The organism is Alphaproteobacteria bacterium, assembly GCA_023898725.1.
In the GTDB taxonomy this organism is placed as follows: domain Bacteria; phylum Pseudomonadota; class Alphaproteobacteria; order JAUHZC01; family JAUHZC01.
Map to the genome: position 1 here is coordinate 957,057 of CP060236.1, position 18,162 is coordinate 975,218.

15 protein-coding genes and 1 tRNA gene are annotated in these 18,162 nt (G+C 44.1%); 4 read left to right on the forward strand and 12 right to left on the reverse strand.

Annotation, left to right across the window (positions count from 1 at the left end; all coding sequences use genetic code 11):
* Positions 1–61: 61 nt before the first annotated feature.
* From H6849_04435 to lysS, 8 genes are all read right to left on the reverse strand, one after another.
* Positions 62–146: transfer RNA gene (locus H6849_04435), tRNA-Leu, on the reverse strand.
* A gap of 87 nt (positions 147–233) precedes the next feature.
* Positions 234–1,499, reverse strand: a complete 1,266-nt coding sequence (gene eno / locus H6849_04440) for a phosphopyruvate hydratase (GenBank protein ID USO01310.1) — start codon at positions 1,497–1,499, stop codon at positions 234–236.
* Positions 1,500–1,522: 23 nt separating this feature from the next.
* Entirely contained in the window at positions 1,523–2,362 is an 840-nt protein-coding gene (gene kdsA, locus H6849_04445; protein ID USO01311.1) for a 3-deoxy-8-phosphooctulonate synthase, read from the reverse strand.
* Complete coding sequence (gene secG, locus H6849_04450) at positions 2,362–2,769, reverse strand: preprotein translocase subunit SecG (protein ID USO01312.1); 408 nt, start codon at positions 2,767–2,769, stop codon at positions 2,362–2,364. The genes kdsA and secG overlap by 1 nt, the downstream gene beginning before the upstream one ends.
* Before the next feature lie 59 nt (positions 2,770–2,828).
* Positions 2,829–3,341, reverse strand: a complete 513-nt coding sequence (locus H6849_04455; GenBank protein USO01313.1) for an RNA pyrophosphohydrolase — start codon at positions 3,339–3,341, stop codon at positions 2,829–2,831.
* Between the two features lie 6 nt (positions 3,342–3,347).
* Complete coding sequence (locus H6849_04460) at positions 3,348–4,571, reverse strand: S41 family peptidase (protein USO01314.1); 1,224 nt, start codon at positions 4,569–4,571, stop codon at positions 3,348–3,350.
* An 82-nt stretch (positions 4,572–4,653) separates the two neighbouring features.
* The gene (locus tag H6849_04465) at positions 4,654–6,213 is read right to left on the reverse strand and encodes a 2,3-bisphosphoglycerate-independent phosphoglycerate mutase (protein ID USO01315.1); all 1,560 of its coding nucleotides are present in this window, start codon (positions 6,211–6,213) and stop codon (positions 4,654–4,656) included.
* A 167-nt stretch (positions 6,214–6,380) separates the two neighbouring features.
* Complete coding sequence (lysS, locus tag H6849_04470) at positions 6,381–7,913, reverse strand: lysine--tRNA ligase (protein ID USO01316.1); 1,533 nt, start codon at positions 7,911–7,913, stop codon at positions 6,381–6,383.
* A 234-nt stretch (positions 7,914–8,147) separates the two neighbouring features.
* On the opposite strand from lysS, the gene H6849_04475 reads away from it, so the two are divergent.
* The 3 genes from H6849_04475 (at position 8,148) to H6849_04485 (ending at position 10,685) form a co-directional block, all read left to right on the forward strand.
* Complete coding sequence (locus H6849_04475; protein ID USO01317.1) at positions 8,148–9,305, forward strand: branched-chain amino acid transport system II carrier protein; 1,158 nt, start codon at positions 8,148–8,150, stop codon at positions 9,303–9,305.
* A 101-nt stretch (positions 9,306–9,406) separates the two neighbouring features.
* A complete protein-coding gene (locus H6849_04480; protein USO01318.1) occupies positions 9,407–9,889 on the forward strand; it encodes a glutathione peroxidase in 483 nt (160 codons plus the stop codon).
* On the forward strand, positions 9,870–10,685 hold the full coding sequence (locus tag H6849_04485) for a biotin--[acetyl-CoA-carboxylase] ligase (protein USO01319.1): 816 nt from the start codon (positions 9,870–9,872) through the stop codon (positions 10,683–10,685). Before H6849_04480 ends, H6849_04485 begins: the two co-directional genes overlap by 20 nt.
* Before the next feature lie 64 nt (positions 10,686–10,749).
* On the opposite strand, the gene H6849_04490 is transcribed toward H6849_04485, so the two are convergent.
* Positions 10,750–11,901, reverse strand: a complete 1,152-nt coding sequence (locus H6849_04490) for a hypothetical protein (protein ID USO01320.1) — start codon at positions 11,899–11,901, stop codon at positions 10,750–10,752.
* Positions 11,902–12,148: 247 nt separating this feature from the next.
* Entirely contained in the window at positions 12,149–13,720 is a 1,572-nt protein-coding gene (locus tag H6849_04495; protein USO01321.1) for a hypothetical protein, read from the reverse strand.
* A 90-nt stretch (positions 13,721–13,810) separates the two neighbouring features.
* On the opposite strand from H6849_04495, the gene H6849_04500 reads away from it, so the two are divergent.
* The gene (locus H6849_04500; protein USO01322.1) at positions 13,811–14,083 is read left to right on the forward strand and encodes a hypothetical protein; all 273 of its coding nucleotides are present in this window, start codon (positions 13,811–13,813) and stop codon (positions 14,081–14,083) included.
* 108 nt (positions 14,084–14,191) lie between these two features.
* Here the strand turns inward: H6849_04500 and H6849_04505 are convergent, their stop codons facing one another.
* Together H6849_04505 and H6849_04510 are read right to left on the reverse strand one after the other, a co-directional pair.
* Positions 14,192–16,720 carry a hypothetical protein gene (locus H6849_04505; GenBank protein ID USO01323.1) on the reverse strand — a complete coding sequence of 843 codons (2,529 nt, stop codon included), beginning with the start codon at positions 16,718–16,720 and terminating at the stop codon, positions 14,192–14,194.
* Positions 16,717–18,129, reverse strand: coding sequence for a glycosyltransferase family 39 protein (locus tag H6849_04510; protein ID USO01324.1), 1,413 nt, complete (start codon positions 18,127–18,129; stop codon positions 16,717–16,719). The genes H6849_04505 and H6849_04510 overlap by 4 nt, the downstream gene beginning before the upstream one ends.
* Positions 18,130–18,162 lie beyond the last annotated feature (33 nt).

Genomic DNA, 18,162 nt, shown 5'->3' on the forward strand with positions numbered 1-18,162 from the left:
CTTCAAGCGTTCAAGTGTATGGAATCTGGCCTTAAATCTTTCTTATAAAAATACTGAAACGTGGTGCCCGCAGCCAGACTCGAACTGGCACGACCGAAGCCGACAGATTTTAAGTCTGTTGTGTCTACCGATTCCACCATGCGGGCGAACCACGGCTGACATTAGCGTTTTTGTTTTTCAGAATCAAGAAAAATGAGACCCGTAGAATGGATTTTTCATGAGAAAATCAAGTGTTAAAATACAGAAGGAAACTGTGCTCCCACACCCAGTTCTTCTTCAATACGTAGAAGTTGGTTGTACTTTGAAATGCGATCTGAGCGTGAGAGCGAACCTGCTTTTATTTGACCCGCATTTGTAGCCACAGCAAGGTCAGCAATGATTGTATCTTCGGTTTCACCAGAACGATGGGAAATAATCGTTTCAAAAGCATTTTTATGTGCTAATTGAACAGCTGCAAGAGTTTCTGACAGTGTCCCAATTTGATTGGGTTTAATTAAAATTGCATTAGAGGCTGCTCGTTGGATTCCTTCTTGTAAGCGTGTCGTATTTGTTACATAAAGATCATCTCCAACAATTTGGATCTTCTCACCGAGGGTACTGGTTAGGTGTGCCCAGCCTTCCCAATCATCTTCGGCAAAGGGATCCTCCAGCGACACAATAGGGTAGTTTTTCACAAGATTTTCATAGTAGTAAACTAGTTTTTCTGCAGTAAAAGATTTTTCTTCACCATAAAAATGATATTGCCCATCCTGATAAAGCTCATTGGCTGCCACGTCCAGTGCGAGACTAACGTCTATACCAGGGGTAAACCCAGCCTCAGTAATGGCGCGCATAAGAAAATCAAGAGCATGAGTGTTGTTGGTTAGATTAGGGGCAAATCCACCTTCATCTCCCACAGATGTTGGTAACCCTTCTTTATTGAGTCTGCTCTTCAACGCATAAAAAATGCGTGCACCCATTTCGAGTGACTGTGAGAATGAATCGGCTTTGTGTGGTACAATCATGAACTCTTGAATATCAATACTATTGTTTGCGTGGGCACCCCCATTCAAAAGATTCATCATAGGAATGGGTAGCGTGGTTGCTGCTGCCCCTCCTATATAACGAAAAAGAGGTTGGTCAGTATAATTTGCGGCTGCTTTTGCAAGGGCAAGACTGACAGCTAATGTTGCATTTGCCCCTAGATTGGCTTTGTTTTCGGTTCCATCAGCCTCAATAATCATACGATCAATGTCATGTTGATTGAGGGCATTTCGTCCGACAAGAGCATCGCTAAGCGTCACATTAATAGCGTCAACCGCTTCAAAAACAGATTTCCCAGCATATACTGCAGCATCCCTATCACGCTTTTCTACAGCTTCGTAGCGTCCAGTGGATGCCCCTGAAGGAGCGCTCGCACGGCCCATGTGCCCCGAATCAAGAACTACTTCGGCTTCAACGGTTGGATTTCCTCGAGAGTCTAGAATTTGGCGGGCGTATATTTTCGTAATTATGCTCATGTGTGTGCCTTTAAAAATAAATGTTAGGCGGATATCCTTTTTGTTAGGGCATCAATGGCCTTCAGTGATGAAAGTAGCTCCTCCAATCCATCCAAGCGTACCATATTCGCACCATCAGAAGGAGCACTGTCAGGATCATTGTGCGTTTCAAGAAAAACGCCAGCAACACCAACAGCAACCGCGGCCCTGGCAATTGTTGGGACAAAAGAACGATTCCCACCAGAAGATTCACCTTGTCCACCCGGTTCCATGACAGCATGGGTAGCGTCCATCACCACAGGGTATCCTGTTTGTGCCATGATAGGAAGGGCCCGCATATCAACAACAAGCTGGTTGTAGCCAAACGTTATACCGCGCTCACACAAAATAATATTGTTATTTCCTGAGTCAGCTATTTTTTTTGCAACATTTTTCATGTCCCAGGGGGCAAGAAATTGTCCTTTCTTTACATGGATAGGCTTCCCTGTCTGTGCAGCAGCCACAAGCAGGTCTGTCTGGCGACATAAAAATGCTGGAATTTGAAGAAGATCAACAGCTTCAGAAACAGGTTTGCATTGCTCGGGCGCATGAACATCTGTGACTACAGGAAAGCCAAAGTCCGCACGAATCTCGGCAAGAATATCTAAGCCTTGAATCATACCAACACCCCGTTGGGCATGAATGCTGGTACGGTTTGCCTTATCATAGGAAGATTTAAAAATAAAAGGTATGCCAAGTTTTTCTGTGATTGTGAAAATTGCCTCAGCCATTTCACGCGCATGACTTCGACTTTCAATCTGGCAAGGACCAGCAATAACAACAAGGGGGCTGCTGTTGGAAAAAGTAACAGCGCGAGGTCCAGAACCAACGGTTACACGAATCATTATTTTTTCTCAGTTGGAGCAGCCGTCACCTTTTTTGGGTGGACTTTTTTCTTGGGGGTCTTAGGGAGAGACTCTGCTGGCGCAGGGGCGGGGGGTGCTTGGACGTTATCCGCATGATTTACAGGAACATCAATGTTTTTAAGAGCTAATGGATCACTGTCAAGCAGTGATGATACTTTGCTGCCTCCGCGCCCCGAAATCATGGCAAGTATCAATGCTGTTGTAAAAAAGATAACCGCAAGTGTTGCTGTTGTCCGGGTAAAAAAGTTTGCACTTCCTCGGGCCGACATCAACCCACCCATTCCTGATGATGAAACAAGGCCTCCGCTTTCACTTTTCTGTAGAAGAATCATCCCGATCATGAGTAAGATTGAGAGTATGTGAACTGTTAAGAGAAAATTGTACATAGAGCCGCCTTGGGTCAGGTTAAAAATTTTTCCATTGATAGCAGAACTTAGCCAGGAATTCAATCACGCTCATTGATGCCGCAAGGAAAATATTCAGAAAAATAGGAAAAAGCATTTTTGTACACGGACTTTTTAAAGGGAATTACGTGCTCAATTACCCAGGAGTATGGCATCCATTTATATGCACAGAATTCAGGGTTGCTTGTATTCACGTTAATTTCTGATTCATCTCCTTGAAAATCCACGAGCACCCATTTTTGTATTTGTCCAAGAACGATACCTCCTTCCTTAGAAGAATCGATAATAGGCTGTGGAAAGTTGTAACGATACCATGTGGGGGTTATGCCTCGGATAATAATGGATTGTATGCCCGTTTCTTCCTTTAGTTCCCGTTTAGCGGCGCTGATAATACTCTCATCCGCTTCAATCCCTCCTTGGGGCATTTGCCAATAATCGTGACGTTCCCACAAACGCTTTGCAACAAAGACATCTTTATTTCTATGGCGTACAATAATTCCTACATTCGACCTGTAGTTCGGACTATGCAGGCCAAACTCGTTGATATTTTTCATGGGATATCATGTATTTTTATCTGGTTTGATGAAGGAACCAAAGCGCAATCCCTGGGCAATAAAAATTGCTTGATATAGCTGCGGATCTTGGGCAAGGCGTTGGCCAGGTTCAACCGTATCTGTATCTGTTATTTTGGGGTCATTTTCAAGTTTGAGTTTTTTCATCGAAGATGTTGTATCTTCTTCGACACCTGTGAAGGTTACTTTGGGTTGCGTAATAATAATATCAGGCTTTATACCGACGTTATCTATTTTCTGATCAGACGGTGTATAAAAATACTCTGTTGTAAGTTTCATCGCATCGTTGTCTTTGAGAGCAATCAAGTCCTGAATTGATCCCTTTCCAAAGGTGCGCTCCCCCACAATCAGGGCGCGTTTATGATCTCTGAGAGCTCCGGCAAAAATTTCAGCGGTGGAAGCCGTTTCTCGGTTTACAAGAATAACTATTGGAATCCCGCGCGCAATCTCTTTGCGTAACTTTACCTTATAGACGTCTTTGGGTTTATCGCCCCGACCTTTTGTATAGACCACACGTCCGCTTGATAGAAAAAGTGAAACGGCATCTATGCCTTGATCCAAAAGACCACCATCATTATCACGAAGATCCAAAACAAGAGCATTCAGGTTGGGGTTATCTTTTTGTGCTGCGAGGACAGCGCTTCGAATATCTCCGGCTGTTGTTTGGGATATAAAGCCTGGAATAGTAATAATACCTACATCATGCTGAACCTCCCATTTTACGGGTAAGCTTTTAATGCTATCGCGCTCAAGGTCAACAGAAAAAACGTCAGAGCTTCCCCGTCTGATTGTTAGTGTCACCTTTGTTCCCTTGCGTCCACGGAGCATATTCACCGCTTCTGTCATAGTACTATTTGTCAGGTTTTTATCATTAATTTTGAGAATGATATCGCCAACCTCGAGTCCCTCAACATAAGCAGGTGATGCATCAGCTACTGAAATAATAATAAGGCGTCCACGTCGCAGAATTACATCAATACCAAGTCCCCCATAGTGACCATCGACTTGGGTTTTAATTTGTTGGAATTCCTCAGCGGACATATAGGTTGAGTTAATATCAAGTGATTCAACCATTCCCCGCAGCGCTCCGTGAAGCAGTTTATCAAGGGAGGTCGTATGAACGTAATCTTTTTGAATGCGTCGCGCCATCCGCAGAAATTTTTCAGTTGCTTCGGCTTCTGATACTTCTCTAGCAGGTAATATACTGATCATAGCACAGAAAAAGATATAAAGAATCAAGGGCATGTGAAAATATCGGAACAGCTAATCATAAGGTTGCCATCTTATCATGATATTACCCATGAATAAACAAGGACTTTCCCGTCATTTCATGCGGTTTTTCTATCGCCATAGCCTCTAACAGTGTTGGTGCAATATCGGCAAGGCACCCCGAGGTAAGAGAAGCCACTGGTGTTTTTTTTCCATAAGCCATATATACAAAAGGGACAGGAGATAGCGTATGTGCTGTGTGTGCTTGGTGTGTCGTCGCATCAACCATTTTTTCTGCATTGCCATGATCAGCTGTGATAAAAAAGTTTCCTCGTAGATTGTGACGTTGTGCCGTGTGAAAAGCGTTGTGAATCTGATTAAGGCATTTATCAACGCAAGCAATAGCCTCACGTGTTGCTGCTTCGTTACCAGTGTGTCCCACCATATCAGGATTCGCATAATTAACGACGATAAGATCATAGGCATGTGATGTGATTGCCTTGGTAAGTTCTGTGGTTATTTCAAATGCTGACATTTCGGGTTTCATATCATATGTTCGTACGTTAGGAGAAGGTATTAATGTACGAACTTCACCCACAAAAGGAATCTCATTGCCGCCATTGAAAAAATAAGTAACATGAGCGTATTTTTCTGTCTCTGCCAAACGAAGTTGTGACATGTGTGCATTAGCACATACTTCTCCAAGAGAGTTTGTGATTACAAGGGGTGGAAAAATAGGGGCCATGTACGTTGTGATTTTCTCAGAATAGGAGGTCATTCCTGCGACAGTGGTAATCGGATGACTCTGGCGGGGAAATAGATTGAAATCAGGGTCTGCAATTGCTGAGACAAGCTGTCGCATGCGATCGGCCCGGAAGTTTACCATAAACACACCATCATGGGGCATTATTCCCTGATAAGTGTCTGATACGGCCGGTATAATAAATTCATCGGTTGTGTTATGGTACTTATAGCTGTGGTAAATGTAGTCGCATGGATCGGTATATTGATGTTGTGCTTTAGCACGCACGATTGCATTATAGGCTGCTTCGGTGCGATCCCAGCGATTGTCACGATCCATGGCATAAAAACGCCCTGAAATACTTGATATAGAAACATTTTTCAAGAGCTCCCCGTGTGTGACGAGCGCTTGATTGAGATAGTTATATGCGCTTGATGGAGGCGTGTCCCGTCCATCACAAAATAGATGAAGATGAACAGGAATCCCTTTCTCTTGGAAGCAGCGAATCGAATGTATGATATGGTCGGTATGACAGTGAACACCACCGGGCGAAAAAAGCCCCATAATATGAACAGAACCACCGTGCTTTTCCATAGTAGTAGCAAATTCTTGGAAGCCTATTTGGTCCTTCAGGGTGTTTGCTGAAACTGCTTTGTTGATGCGCACTAAATCGTGGTCAATCACTCTGCCTGAACCTATCGTCAGGTGACCCACTTCAGAGTTACCCATTTGCCCCTCAGGAAGACCTACCGCTTCTCCTGATGCATTTAGTTCAGTGTATTGTCCTGTAGTGCATAGCATATCCCAGGTAGGAGTTGATGTCGTCCTGATAGGATTATGCTCCGTTTCAGGGGATATGCCCCAACCATCAAGAATACATAAAACGGTAGTGGTGTGACTCACGGTGCGATTCCTAATGATTGCGAGTGGTGATACTTTATCATAAACTTTTAATGCCGGCGGTCTTCTGTGAATGGAGGTGGGTGAATAGAAGCTTTAGTACCAGTCGCACACAATCAGTTGTTTTTTCATCCACATAGTTCGTTAACATTCTGGTCACTAAACTTAAGCTATGAAGGAAGAGGACGCATGGTAGGAAAAGCAATAACATCACGAATGCTTGGCGCATTGGTTAACAGCATCACGAGGCGGTCAATGCCGATCCCCAAACCACCGGCAGGGGGCATGCCGTGCTCAAGAGCTGTTACAAAGTCATGATCCATTTTGTGAGCCTCGTCATTGCCTGCCTTTCCAGCGGCGACTTGCTCTTGGAAGCGTTTGCGCTGATCCAGCGGGTTATTTAGTTCAGAAAAAGCATTAGCAATCTCCCAGGTGTTGCAGTACGTCTCAAAACGCTCTGTTACCCGGGGATTGTGGGGCGATACCTTGGCAAGAGGTGAGATGTCTGTGGGGAGTTCCGTCACATGCGTTGGTTGAATAAGTTTTTCCTCCACATGCTCAGAAAACACTGATTCTACAACCTCTCCCCAATTGTGTATGCCTTTAGTGTTTATGCCTAATGTATGAGCGTTTGCGCAGGCATCGACAAAACTGAGCGCGGAAAAGTCGATCCCGGTATGTTCATTTACAAGATCAAGCATAGACCGACGCTGCCAGCCTTTGGAAAAATCAATCGTGTGATTCCCGTAAACGATTGTTGTCGTTTGATGCAGGTCCTGAACAAGGGCGATTATTAAATCCTCTGTCAGGTCCATCATATCATGATAGTTTGCATAAGCCTGATAGGCCTCAAGCATTGTAAACTCAGGATTGTGGCGGGTTGAAATACCTTCATTGCGAAATGACCGATTAATCTCAAAAACACGCTCAGATAAACCACCCACCAGAAGACGCTTCAGATATAGCTCGGGTGCAATACGCAAAAAAAGCTCCATATCAAGAGCATTATGATGTGTCGTGAAAGGTTTTGCAGCAGCCCCCCCCGGAATAGAGTGTAACATGGGTGTTTCAACCTCGAGAAAGTCTCTATTTTGAAGAAACGTGCGAATATTTCGAATAATTGTACAGCGCTTTTGTAAGCGATCTCGGGACTCAGCATTGCTGATGAGATCGAGGTATCGTTGCCTATAGCGGGTTTCAATATCAGCCAGTCCATGAAATTTTTCAGGAGGAGGCAACAGAGCTTTGGTCAAAAATGTAATCGTGCGTGCATCCACGGTGATTTCACCCCGTGGTGTGCGGCGAATGACACCATTCACACCAATGATATCCCCAAGATCAATAAGCGTGAGCAATTCACGTTGAGGTCCGGATAGGTTGTTATCATGGGAAAAAATTTGGATATTCCCTGAGGCATCACGTAAATCAATAAACATACCGCTGTTGCGAATGGAGTGCACGCGCCCGGCAACAATAACATGATCTTCGGTCGTTTGACCCTTTTCAAGATGACCATAGCTTTTGTGAATTGCTTGAGCAAGGTGCGTTTTGTGGAAATCTGCAGGGTAAAGAGGAACGCCAAGTTCCGCCAGTTTGTTAAGTTTCTGAATACGAATATCACGGTACTCGGCCTGGCCGGTGTGTTTTTGTATTACCCCAGAAGAAGAAGTAGGGGAGGCGTGCTCATCAGGATTTTTAGACATGTACGTATATGTTTCTTTATCCTTAACCTACGTAATTTCAGATCTCTTGACAAGAGATCAATATGTAAGGCCATCTTTATGCTTAAAAATGATAGGAAGAATTTTTGTGGCAATCTATAGATATTGATCAATACACAACCATTCTCCGTTATGTTTTCTACACTTTTTATATAAAAATAGTTTTTGCTAGATTATTCTTTATTGATTCTATATGTTGGAAATTAAATAGATTTTTTGGCAGATCCATTGACATTAATAAAAATAACCATTGTTTCTTTTGCTGTTTTTTCTATGTTTTTTGGTTCTGGAAACCTTGTTTTTCCTATAGCCATTGGGGTTGAGACCTATGGATACGCACTCTACGCTAATCTAGGATTATTTGTTACGGGCATTATTGTTCCGTGGATTGGTTTAATGAGTGCCGTTTGTTCTGGCTTCAACCAGCGTGATTATTTTGCTTTACTTGGACCTAAAGTGGGATGGGTTATCTGCTTTTTAATGCTGTGTCTTATTGGTCCATTAGGCGTTTGCCCCCGATGCACATTGGTCGCGTTTGGTGGTCTTAAGGTGATTTATCCCACGCTGAGCCTTTGGTCTTTTAGCCTTATTTTTTGCGCTCTTTCTGTCTTTATTGTTATTTTTGATCGCAAACTTATCATGATCATCGGCAAATACCTCACCCCCCTTTTGTTAGTGGGTATCTTTATTATTATTTTTGCCAATTTTTTCACGTCTTCTGCTGTTGTGCAGGTGGGGGAAAGTCCCCATCAATCCTTGCTGATCGGGGCAAGTTATGGCTATCACACGATGGATTTGATGGGGGCGCTTTTTTTTGGTTTTACTACCCGCAGTTTCTTTTTGTCAGAATCAGGTAAAATGACTCGATTAGATAAGCAGAAAAATATTATTTCTTCAACAGGGGGCATGCTTCTGCTGGCGATGGTTTATTCCGGTTTGGTGTATTTAGGAGGCAAGTATAATGCTCATCTCATTCACGCACCACCTGAAAACTACATTGTTTCTTTATCTGATGCCGTTCTAGGAGAAAAATCTCGTTATATTGCTGCAATGATAAGTTTTTTAGCGTGCTTGACAACAATTGTTGTTTTGATGAAATTATTTGGGGAATTTTTACAAAAGGAATTACTTAAAAATAGAATAAATTTTCAGCAGAGTGTCACTCTTACCGCCTTAATCACTTTTATTATATCACTCACAGGATTTACAAGCCTTTCACAGTGGCTGGGATTGTTTCTGCAGACAATCTATCCCGCATTAGTCGTATTTGCACTGACAGCATACTTTATCCCTAACAAGCCCACGTTTATCCGGGTTTCCTTTTGGATTACCGTGCTATGCGTAAATATATACTTTTATTATTATACGCTCTGATAGATTTTTTGGAAATTTTTGTTCCAACAAAATTCTCTTAGGTGAACGAGCTTTTTCAGTGTAAGGCTAAAGTATTATTTAATGCACCTGAAATAGACAAAATGCCATCTGCATATGATTTTTCTTTTTTGCTCCTTAATGGAGAAAAGCTTGAGCTAGGGAAGTTGCTTGGCAAGGTTTTGCTGATCGTTAACACTGCTTCAGAGTGTGGATTTACCCCGCAGCTCAAAGATTTAGAGCTTCTTCATCAGGAGTATAAAGACAAGGGATTGGTTGTGATTGCTATTCCTAGCAACGACTTTGGCGGGCAAGAGCCTGGTACAATCGAGGATATCACCCACACAGCCTGTGAGATCTTTCACGCAACCTATTATATTACCCAAAAATATCATATTGCAGGCGTCAATGCGCACCCTTTTTATACCTGGGTGAACAAAGAAGTGGGGTTTTTAGGCCGACCTCGTTGGAATTTCCACAAGATCATGATTGGTAAAAGCGGAAAACTTATTGACTGGTTTAGTTCAGCAACAAAGCCAACAAATAAAAAACTTAAAGAGGCAATTGATGAAGCCTTGGCTGAATAGTCCCACTGCTGATTTATCCCGTGTGTTGTGGCACCATGTTTCTAGAACCTCTTCAACGCAAGCAGCATTAAAAGCAATCGTATCAAAGAAAGTTAGCACACTAAACCTTACTGATCCCGTGCATGTGCTTTCAGCTGACATGCAAACAGCTGGAATTGGTCAGCGTGGAAATACGTGGCTTACACCTAAAGGGGCGCTAGCCATGACGTGTGCCTTTCCGTGGTCACGCAAGTGGATAGACAAACTCCCTTTTGTTGCTTTGTGTGGAACGGTTGCCGTTGCCGATGCTTTGCAAGCGTATGGTCTGTTTGTGCAAATTAAATGGGCAAATGATATTCTTATGAGAGAAAAAAAAATGGGAGGTGTTTTGGTTGAAAACCTTATGCACGAAGGAAATTCCCAAAGCATGATACTCCTCATGGGGATAGGTCTGAATGTAAATAATGTGGCAGAAAGCATGATCATCACAGACCAACCTGTTACGAGCTGTGTAGATGAAACTGGAAAATCCTTTGATCTTCGATGTCTGCGTCACGATATTTTTGCTGCCGTATGGTTGCGGATGCATCATCTTGTTGAAAAGGGTGAAGCAGAACTATTGGAATCCGTTAATAGTCTTTTAGCTTTTCGTGGAAAGAATATTATCTTTGAAGCTGAAGGAACAAAGACTGTGGGAACACTTATGGGCATCAATGCATACGGTCATTTGAGAGTCTGTTGTGAGGGGCTAGAGATAATATACCGTAATGGGCGTATTCGCCTTTTTTCTGGCAACTTTTCTGAGTGTTCTCCTTAACAAAAAGAGGTGCACACTATAATAGCACGCACCCCGTTTATTGGTTTTTAAAGATATAAAGATCTTATGAAAGATCTATGGGAGGTAACTTAGGAGCTACTCCCAAATCTTTAAGCCCACCCAAGACGTCGTCACTAACGCCTCTCAATGCCTCTAACTTAACCCACGGCCGCGCATGGCTAAAAGCCTCAAGGATGTTGAGGTCATTTGATAAATCCACTCTGGCACCTGAGAGATCCAAAGTCTTTACCGTATTGCTCAGATTTTCTAACCGCAGGAGAGAGCCAAGAGTATCAGTACTGAGCAAACAGTCACTAATATCTAATCTTTCTAATGCGCGAAGATTTGCGAGCGTTTGTAAGTCTTCATTTGCTATTGTTCTTCCAGTAAGCTCTAAGGAAACTATCTGTGCCCCGAATGCACCCTCAAAAATTCCTGGAAAATGCAATATACTCTCCTCATCAGAGAAAGAACCAGGGTAAGGAATTTGGAGAGAAAGCTCTTTGCGATCCAAGAAACCGTTTCTTTCAGAGGCTTCCTTGAGTATTGGTAAGAGTGAGCGGTTAAAAGGGACATCTCTCACGGTAATCTCTGCTGTGAATCGTGATGATTTTATCATGATTTCTACTTGTTCTTGGGATCTGAGATCGTAAGAGTCAATCCTTACGCTCAGGTTCTTAACAAAATTTAAGGGATTATCTTGCAAAAATAAGCCCACATGCTCAGAAGAAATCCCTAAAACATTGTCAGGGGCGGATAAACGTATGTTGAGATTAGCTGTATCGATTGAATTCCAACGGCCAAGAGCAGCAAGACCAAGTCCAGCAGTTTCTAAAGCCTCGTGCGTTCTAAATGTCATGCTTAGTGCATTTGTCCTTGCCAGTAATGTTTCATATCCGGGTCTGAAAGCTGCTAGGGGATTTAGGCCAGTGAGCGTTAGGCGGCCTCTGTAGGAAAGATTTTTGAGAAACCTTTGCGCATCAGGAGAGCCAGGCTCAGGAAGATGTTGCGCATCAACAGTAATGGGCTGGAGGAATGGGCTGGAGAGGGCCAGAATACAGTCGATTTTTTTTAAGCGAGCGACTTTTTCCTGCGGGGGTCTTGCTGGTCCGGCGGGTGCTGCTGCTTCGAACGAAGGATCTGATGAGGCACAAAGAGTGCTTATGGTTAGAGATGCGAGGAGCAGTGATTGTGACAGTGTTCGTATTTTTTTCATTGTTTTTATCAACCTATAATAATTTTGTTATAATTATATATAGTCACATACGAAATAAATACAAGTACTTAATCTGAAATGAATTATTTTTTTAAAGCCTGCTGCCTGCTTATGGCTTGCAAGGGGTGAGGGGATGCTCAACAGGGGAAAGAGGAATACGTCCATATTCGCATATTCCTCTTTGATCAGTTTTTCTTATTATTGTTATTCTTCTTCAAAGCTCGTAACCGAAGCATTGTTATTATCTTTAAGAAGATCCACCCGCCGCTGCTGCTACTGGACTTTGATAGCTCATATTTATTGCTAGGCCTGGATTTTGTTCTTGGAGGCTCTCTACAGTTGCTGTGAGACGTTCTGCAATTTCTGGGCTAACGTAGTTACGTGACAGGTCTATATATTTCACAGGTAGTCTTCTTTCGTTTATTGCTGCCAGTATCCCTAGGGCTCCATCATCACCGATTCTATTGTTCACCAAATCCACGCTTTCTAAAGAGGGCATAGTGTGGAATATCCCTTGCACATCCTCATCCCTTACGTCAGAGGCCTTCAGGTTAAGTTTTTTTACGGTACGTAAGTATGGTGCAGCATCACTTGTCGCCAATGACTGAAAACTCCCCTTCATTCGTGACAGATCCACGACCTTTAAGGAACGAGGGTTTAGTAGACACAAAAGATGCGCTACAGCCTCAGTGGTGAGGGTATTGCGCACGGAAGTATTTAGAAGAAAACCAGAAAGATTCAAAGACTGTAAAGAAGGCAAGGGGTTTGCACCCACAAGACTTGTTATTCCTTCAGACGAAAGATTGTTACCCTCCATATCCAATACTTCCAGGGTACTCATAATAGGTAACCCTAAAATTCCTTGAAAGCATGTATTGCCAAGGGAACAATAGTTAAGGTTTAATTTTCGTAAGTTTGTAAGGCCCTTCAATGCCTCAAGAAATTGTGTTACGGCGATAGGATCGAGTCTCAAAGATGCGCTCAGATGATGTCGCGAGATATCGAGAGAGGATATCTGCCTTCCGAAGGCCCCATCAAAAATTCCGGGTATTATTCCGTAACCTCGCACATCGCGGAATTCCCCCATAAAATCTGAGAATTTGAATGATAGGTTCCGTCCATGAAGAGAGCCACCCTCTTCACACGCACGATTAAGAGTTGGTAAAAGACCGCTCCGTCTATCAATTTTTATGCTCGTTTTTTGATTGGAGGAACGTATCGCGATAGGATTTCCCTCTCTTCTATCATGCAGGATCCAATAAGCCTCTACGTTTACATTTCTTACAGAATTAAAGAGATTGCTGTCTAAAATCCGAGCAATATTTTCGCAGGTGATACCACCAGGTAACACCATGCCAGGGTAGGCTATCTCTAAATCAATGTTAATTGTATCAAGAGCTCCCCCAGGTTCCATGGCGGAAAGACCATTCAGGGCCCTTTCTAAGTCTTCTTGGGTTCTGATGGTCATGCGTAGCTCACTTGCTCTCGCTAGTAATGTTTCATGTCCCGGCGCAAAAGCTGAAAAGGAATTGGTCAGGCTGAGGCGCCTATAGTTTACTACATCTAACAAACCCCGCTCAGCAGCAGAGCCAGGATTGGGAAGGTGCCGCGCATCGACAATGACGGGGTGGAGGAATGGACTGGAGAGGGCCAGAATACAGTCGATTTTTCTTAAGCGAGCAGCTTTTTCTTGTGGGGTTCTTGCTGGTCCGGCGGGTGCTGCCGCTGCCTCGAGCGAAGGATCCGATGAGGCACAAAGAGTGCTGATTACTAAAGAGGAGAGGAGAAACGATCGTGATAGTGTATGCATTGTTTTCATGAATATTATCCATTTACGCTAATATTTTATAATCATATATAGTCACATACGAATAAAATACAAGTAATTAATCTGAAAGGATATATAATAATGAAAGCCCTTGAAAAATCAGGGCGCGATGCTGTTCGTGAAAAAAACATACCTAAACTTTTGCAAGTGCTTCCCCGACTTGAGGCATTTTATGCAAATGCAGTTTTGAGAGAGCCAGAAAAAAAAGAAGCGCTTACCAAGATCATAAAGCAAATTAAAAACGTATTTGCAAAGAAAGAGATGAGCCTTTGGAAGTGGAATGTATTTCACCTTCAGCTCAATGCGTTATTCTCTGATCCACAAAAATCTATCTACATGGAAAAAAGCGTATAATAAATATTATGTAAAATATTGTCTATGACCAGTTAACCCAAAAGCCTCATTGATTTTGCAAAGAATAATCTGTGCCTCCTAAAAGAAGGCACAGAAGGATAATTCCTCTTATATACTTCCAGAAGGACCAGAAGAGCCACTACCAGAAGAGCCACTACCAGAAGAGCCACTACCAGAAGAGCCACCACCAGAAGAGCCACTACCACCAGTGTTGGCAGCATTCTGGGTAGGAGGAGTTGCAGGAATATTACTAGAGCTTTCCCCAGCTTGAGAATCACCCGCTCCTTCAGTATAACCAGAAGGCCCCCTCCCAGGTGACGTTGGATCCGTTGTATTGGTTCCACCATAACCAAAACCTTGGCTTAGTCGCCATCTTTTTATCTCGTCAGAACGTTGGTTTTTCGGAAGAGCTGTAACCGCGGCACGTTTATCTGCCGGCATGGCTAAAAACATGTAGGTATCCTGCACCGAAAGATCCAGGTAGGCACGGCGTTGATCTTCCGGAAGACCCAGATAGGCAGCGCGTTGATATGGCAGCATGGCTAGAAACGTGCGGCGATCCGGCTCCGAAAGATCCAGGTAGGCACGGCGTTGATCTTCCGGCATGGCTATAAACCTGGGGCGATCCGTCCACGAAAGACCCATGTAGGCAACGCGTTGATCTTCCGGCATGGCTATAAACCTGGGGCGATCCGTCCACGAAAGACCCAGGTAGGCAGCGCGTTGATGTGTTGGAAGATCTGTAGCTGCAGAACGTTGATTTTCCGGTATGACTAGAAACGTGCGGCGATCCGGCTCCGAAAGACCCATGTAGGCAACGCGTTGATTTGCCGGCATGGCTAGAAACGTGCGGCGATCCGGCTCCGAAAGACCCATGTAGGCAAGACGTTGATTTGCCGGGAGACCCAGATAGGCAGCGCGTTGATATGGCAGCATGGCTAGAAACGTGCGGCGATCCGTCCACGGAAGACCCAGGTAGGCACGGCGTTGATCTTCCGGCATGGCTATAAACCTGGGGCGATCCGTCCACGGAAGACCCATGTAGGCAACGCGTTGATCTTCCGGCATGGCTATAAACCTGGGGCGATCCGTCCACGAAAGACCCATGTAGGCAGCGCGTTGATATGGCAGCATGGTTAGAAACGTGCGGCGATCCGGATTCGAAAGACCCAGGTAGGCACGGCGTTGATCTTCCGGCATGGCTATAAACCTGGGGCGATCCGGATTCGAAAGACCCATGTAGGCAACGCGTTGATTTTCCGACATGGCTAGAAACGTGCGGCGATCCGTCCACGAAAGACCCAGGTAGGCAGCGCGTTGATGTGTTGGAAGAGCTGCTAGTTGCCATTTTTTTATCTCGTCAGAACGTTCATATGTTCGAAGAGCTGCAACCGCAGCGCGTCCATCTTCCGGCAGGGCTAGAAACTTGGGGCGATCCGGATTCGAAAGACCTATGTAGGCAGCGCGTTGCTTTTCCGGCATGGCTATAAACGTGCGGCGATCCGGCACCGAAAGACCCAGGTAGGTACGGTGTTGATTTGTTGGAAGAGCTGCAACAGCAGCACGCTCATCTTCCGGCATGGCTATAAATCTGGAGCGATCCGCATCTGGAAGAAGCATGTAGGCAGCGCGTTGCTTTTCCGGCATGGCTATAAATCTGGAGCGATCCGGCACCGAAAGACCCAGGTAGGCAAGACGTTGATGTGTTGGAAGAGCTGCAACCGCAGCGCGTTCTTCTGCCGGCAGGGCTAGAAACTTGGGGCGATCCAGCACCGAAAGACCCATGTAGGCAAGACGTTGATTTTCCGGCATGGCTAGAAACGTGCGGCGATCCGGCACCGAAAGACCCAGGTAGGTACGGTGTTGATTTGTTGGAAGAGCTGCAACAGCAGCACGCTCATCTTCCGGCATGGCTATAAATCTGGAGCGATCCGCATCTGGAAGAAGCATGTAGGCAGCGCGTTGATTTTCCGGCATGGCTAGAAACGTGAAGCGATCCGCCTCCGAAAGACCCATGTAGGCAGCGCGTTGATTTGTTGGAAGAGCTGTAACCGCAGCGCGTTCTTCTGCCGGAAGACCCACGAAAGCAGCGCGTTCTTCTGCCGGAAGAGCTGCAACCGCAGTGCGTTGATTTTCCGGCATGAGTATATAGTCATCAATCTGTGTCTGTGGAATGTCTTTGAGAGCTTCACGCTGCGTAAGGGACCATCCCTTCCCTTGAATTGTATGAAATTGTTTATTCGTAAGGGGTCTTGTTTCGAAATTGTTACCCGCGCGGATTTTCATTGTTACTGTGTCATTATCATTATGAGTATAGTTTATGCGCTCAACATACGAATGAGTATAAATTGTAGAATCAGACCCCTTAGTAGAAGTCTTATTATACTTAAAATCACCTGTAATTTTTCCATCCTCATTCTTCTGGTACACATCAGAATTATCAACTTGGGTAAATGAAGCGGGGGGATCGGGTCTGTCACTTGATGAAGTATCATCAGTGTGGTCAGTACCTGTAATATGATCTATAGAATTTTTATGAATAGAAACTACAGTAGTAGTATTATTATTATTACTAGTACCACCTCCTGCCTCGATGGTTGAAAGTAAACAGACTAAGGTCAAGAGTACGTTTCTCATTGGGTACAATCCTTTGTTGTGCGTGTACAATACAAAATTCGTTCGGGAACAAAGCCCTTCTTTCGTAAGTTACGGGGTTTTGTGAGCGTAAGCTCCGGTGAACATCGAAAATCTTTAGGGATGGGAAAATCCCCCTGGTAAGGGGATTGAATAAATAAAATATCCCCTTTGTGAATCATGAGGTTGGGTGAGGAGTAAGTGCTCTTTTTTTGGTGTGACGAGTCGTTGACAGAAAAGGCCCTTAACACGTTAAAAGGGCTAAGATTTAAAAATCCTTGCATTTTCTCAGCTACAAAAATGATACAAAATGAAACAATTACCGTATTAACACTTATCATGCGTCTGTAATGAAGGCGCTTAAGGGTATCATGAACTTTAACCCCAAAAACAAAAAGTGGGGCATACATTCCAAGCAAACAGCAGGCCGGAACATAATAACCGCAGGCGATAAAAATCCACGAAAATGCGATTACAAGAGGAACAAGACAAAGCCACAGGAAAAACTGCCCTTCAGGATCTGAAAACGACCCTTGTGTGCACGAACGCACAATCATCATCGTGCAGCCCCCAAAGGCAAGTATTTGCCAATAGAAACTCTCTACCAATGACCAAAAACCCTTCCAATTAAATGGTTGGCGCACCTGAAACAAACTGAAAATATCATGCACAGAATAACTGGATACAATGCCCAGGGTAACAATAGTAAGGGCAGCAAGAACATATTTCCGGTCAGTGGTAAAGTCACAATGTTGGCGTTGGACCCACACATAAACAAACGGACCATAAAGAGTAAAGTAGGCATAGGGCGCAAACAATCCGCTGATCGTTAAGTAAATCGCGGCCCACATAACCCGTTTGATGGCATTTTCCACAAGAAAACGGTACAATTCCCTCAAATAAAGAATATAAAAAAGCAGAAAAAAATTCTCTTTTTTGGCTAATACTGAAGTGAGAAAAAAAGTTGGTAGTGACGCATACAGTATAAGGGTAATAACAATCACCCGAGAGGATTGATGGGTTGTGCGCCCGAAAAGATAGAGAGCATAAAGGACGCCGATACTCCCAATATTCGCGGCACTACGAAACGTGTGCGTATTAAATCCAAAAATTTTTCCTAAGGCATAATACATATACTTATCCAGGGGGGCCATTTCTGTGCCCCATTCAATCGCCGTATAATCCCAGGTGGGATAAAGACTCTGGACCATGCGAGTGACCTCATGCCCAATAGCTTGAGGCCCATATATGAAAATGATGAAGAAGCGGATCAATACGAGTGTTACCGCGTATCCTAGAAAAAACAGCCACAGTCGGTGTGTGCGCTCCTCAGAAGAAGCCGTTGAGGAAAAATCAGAAAACCACCTTTTTGTAAACCAGCTTTTTGTTACGCTCATTGATGCAAGAGTCATACCACCTACACAACCTCCCTATGAGAATTATTC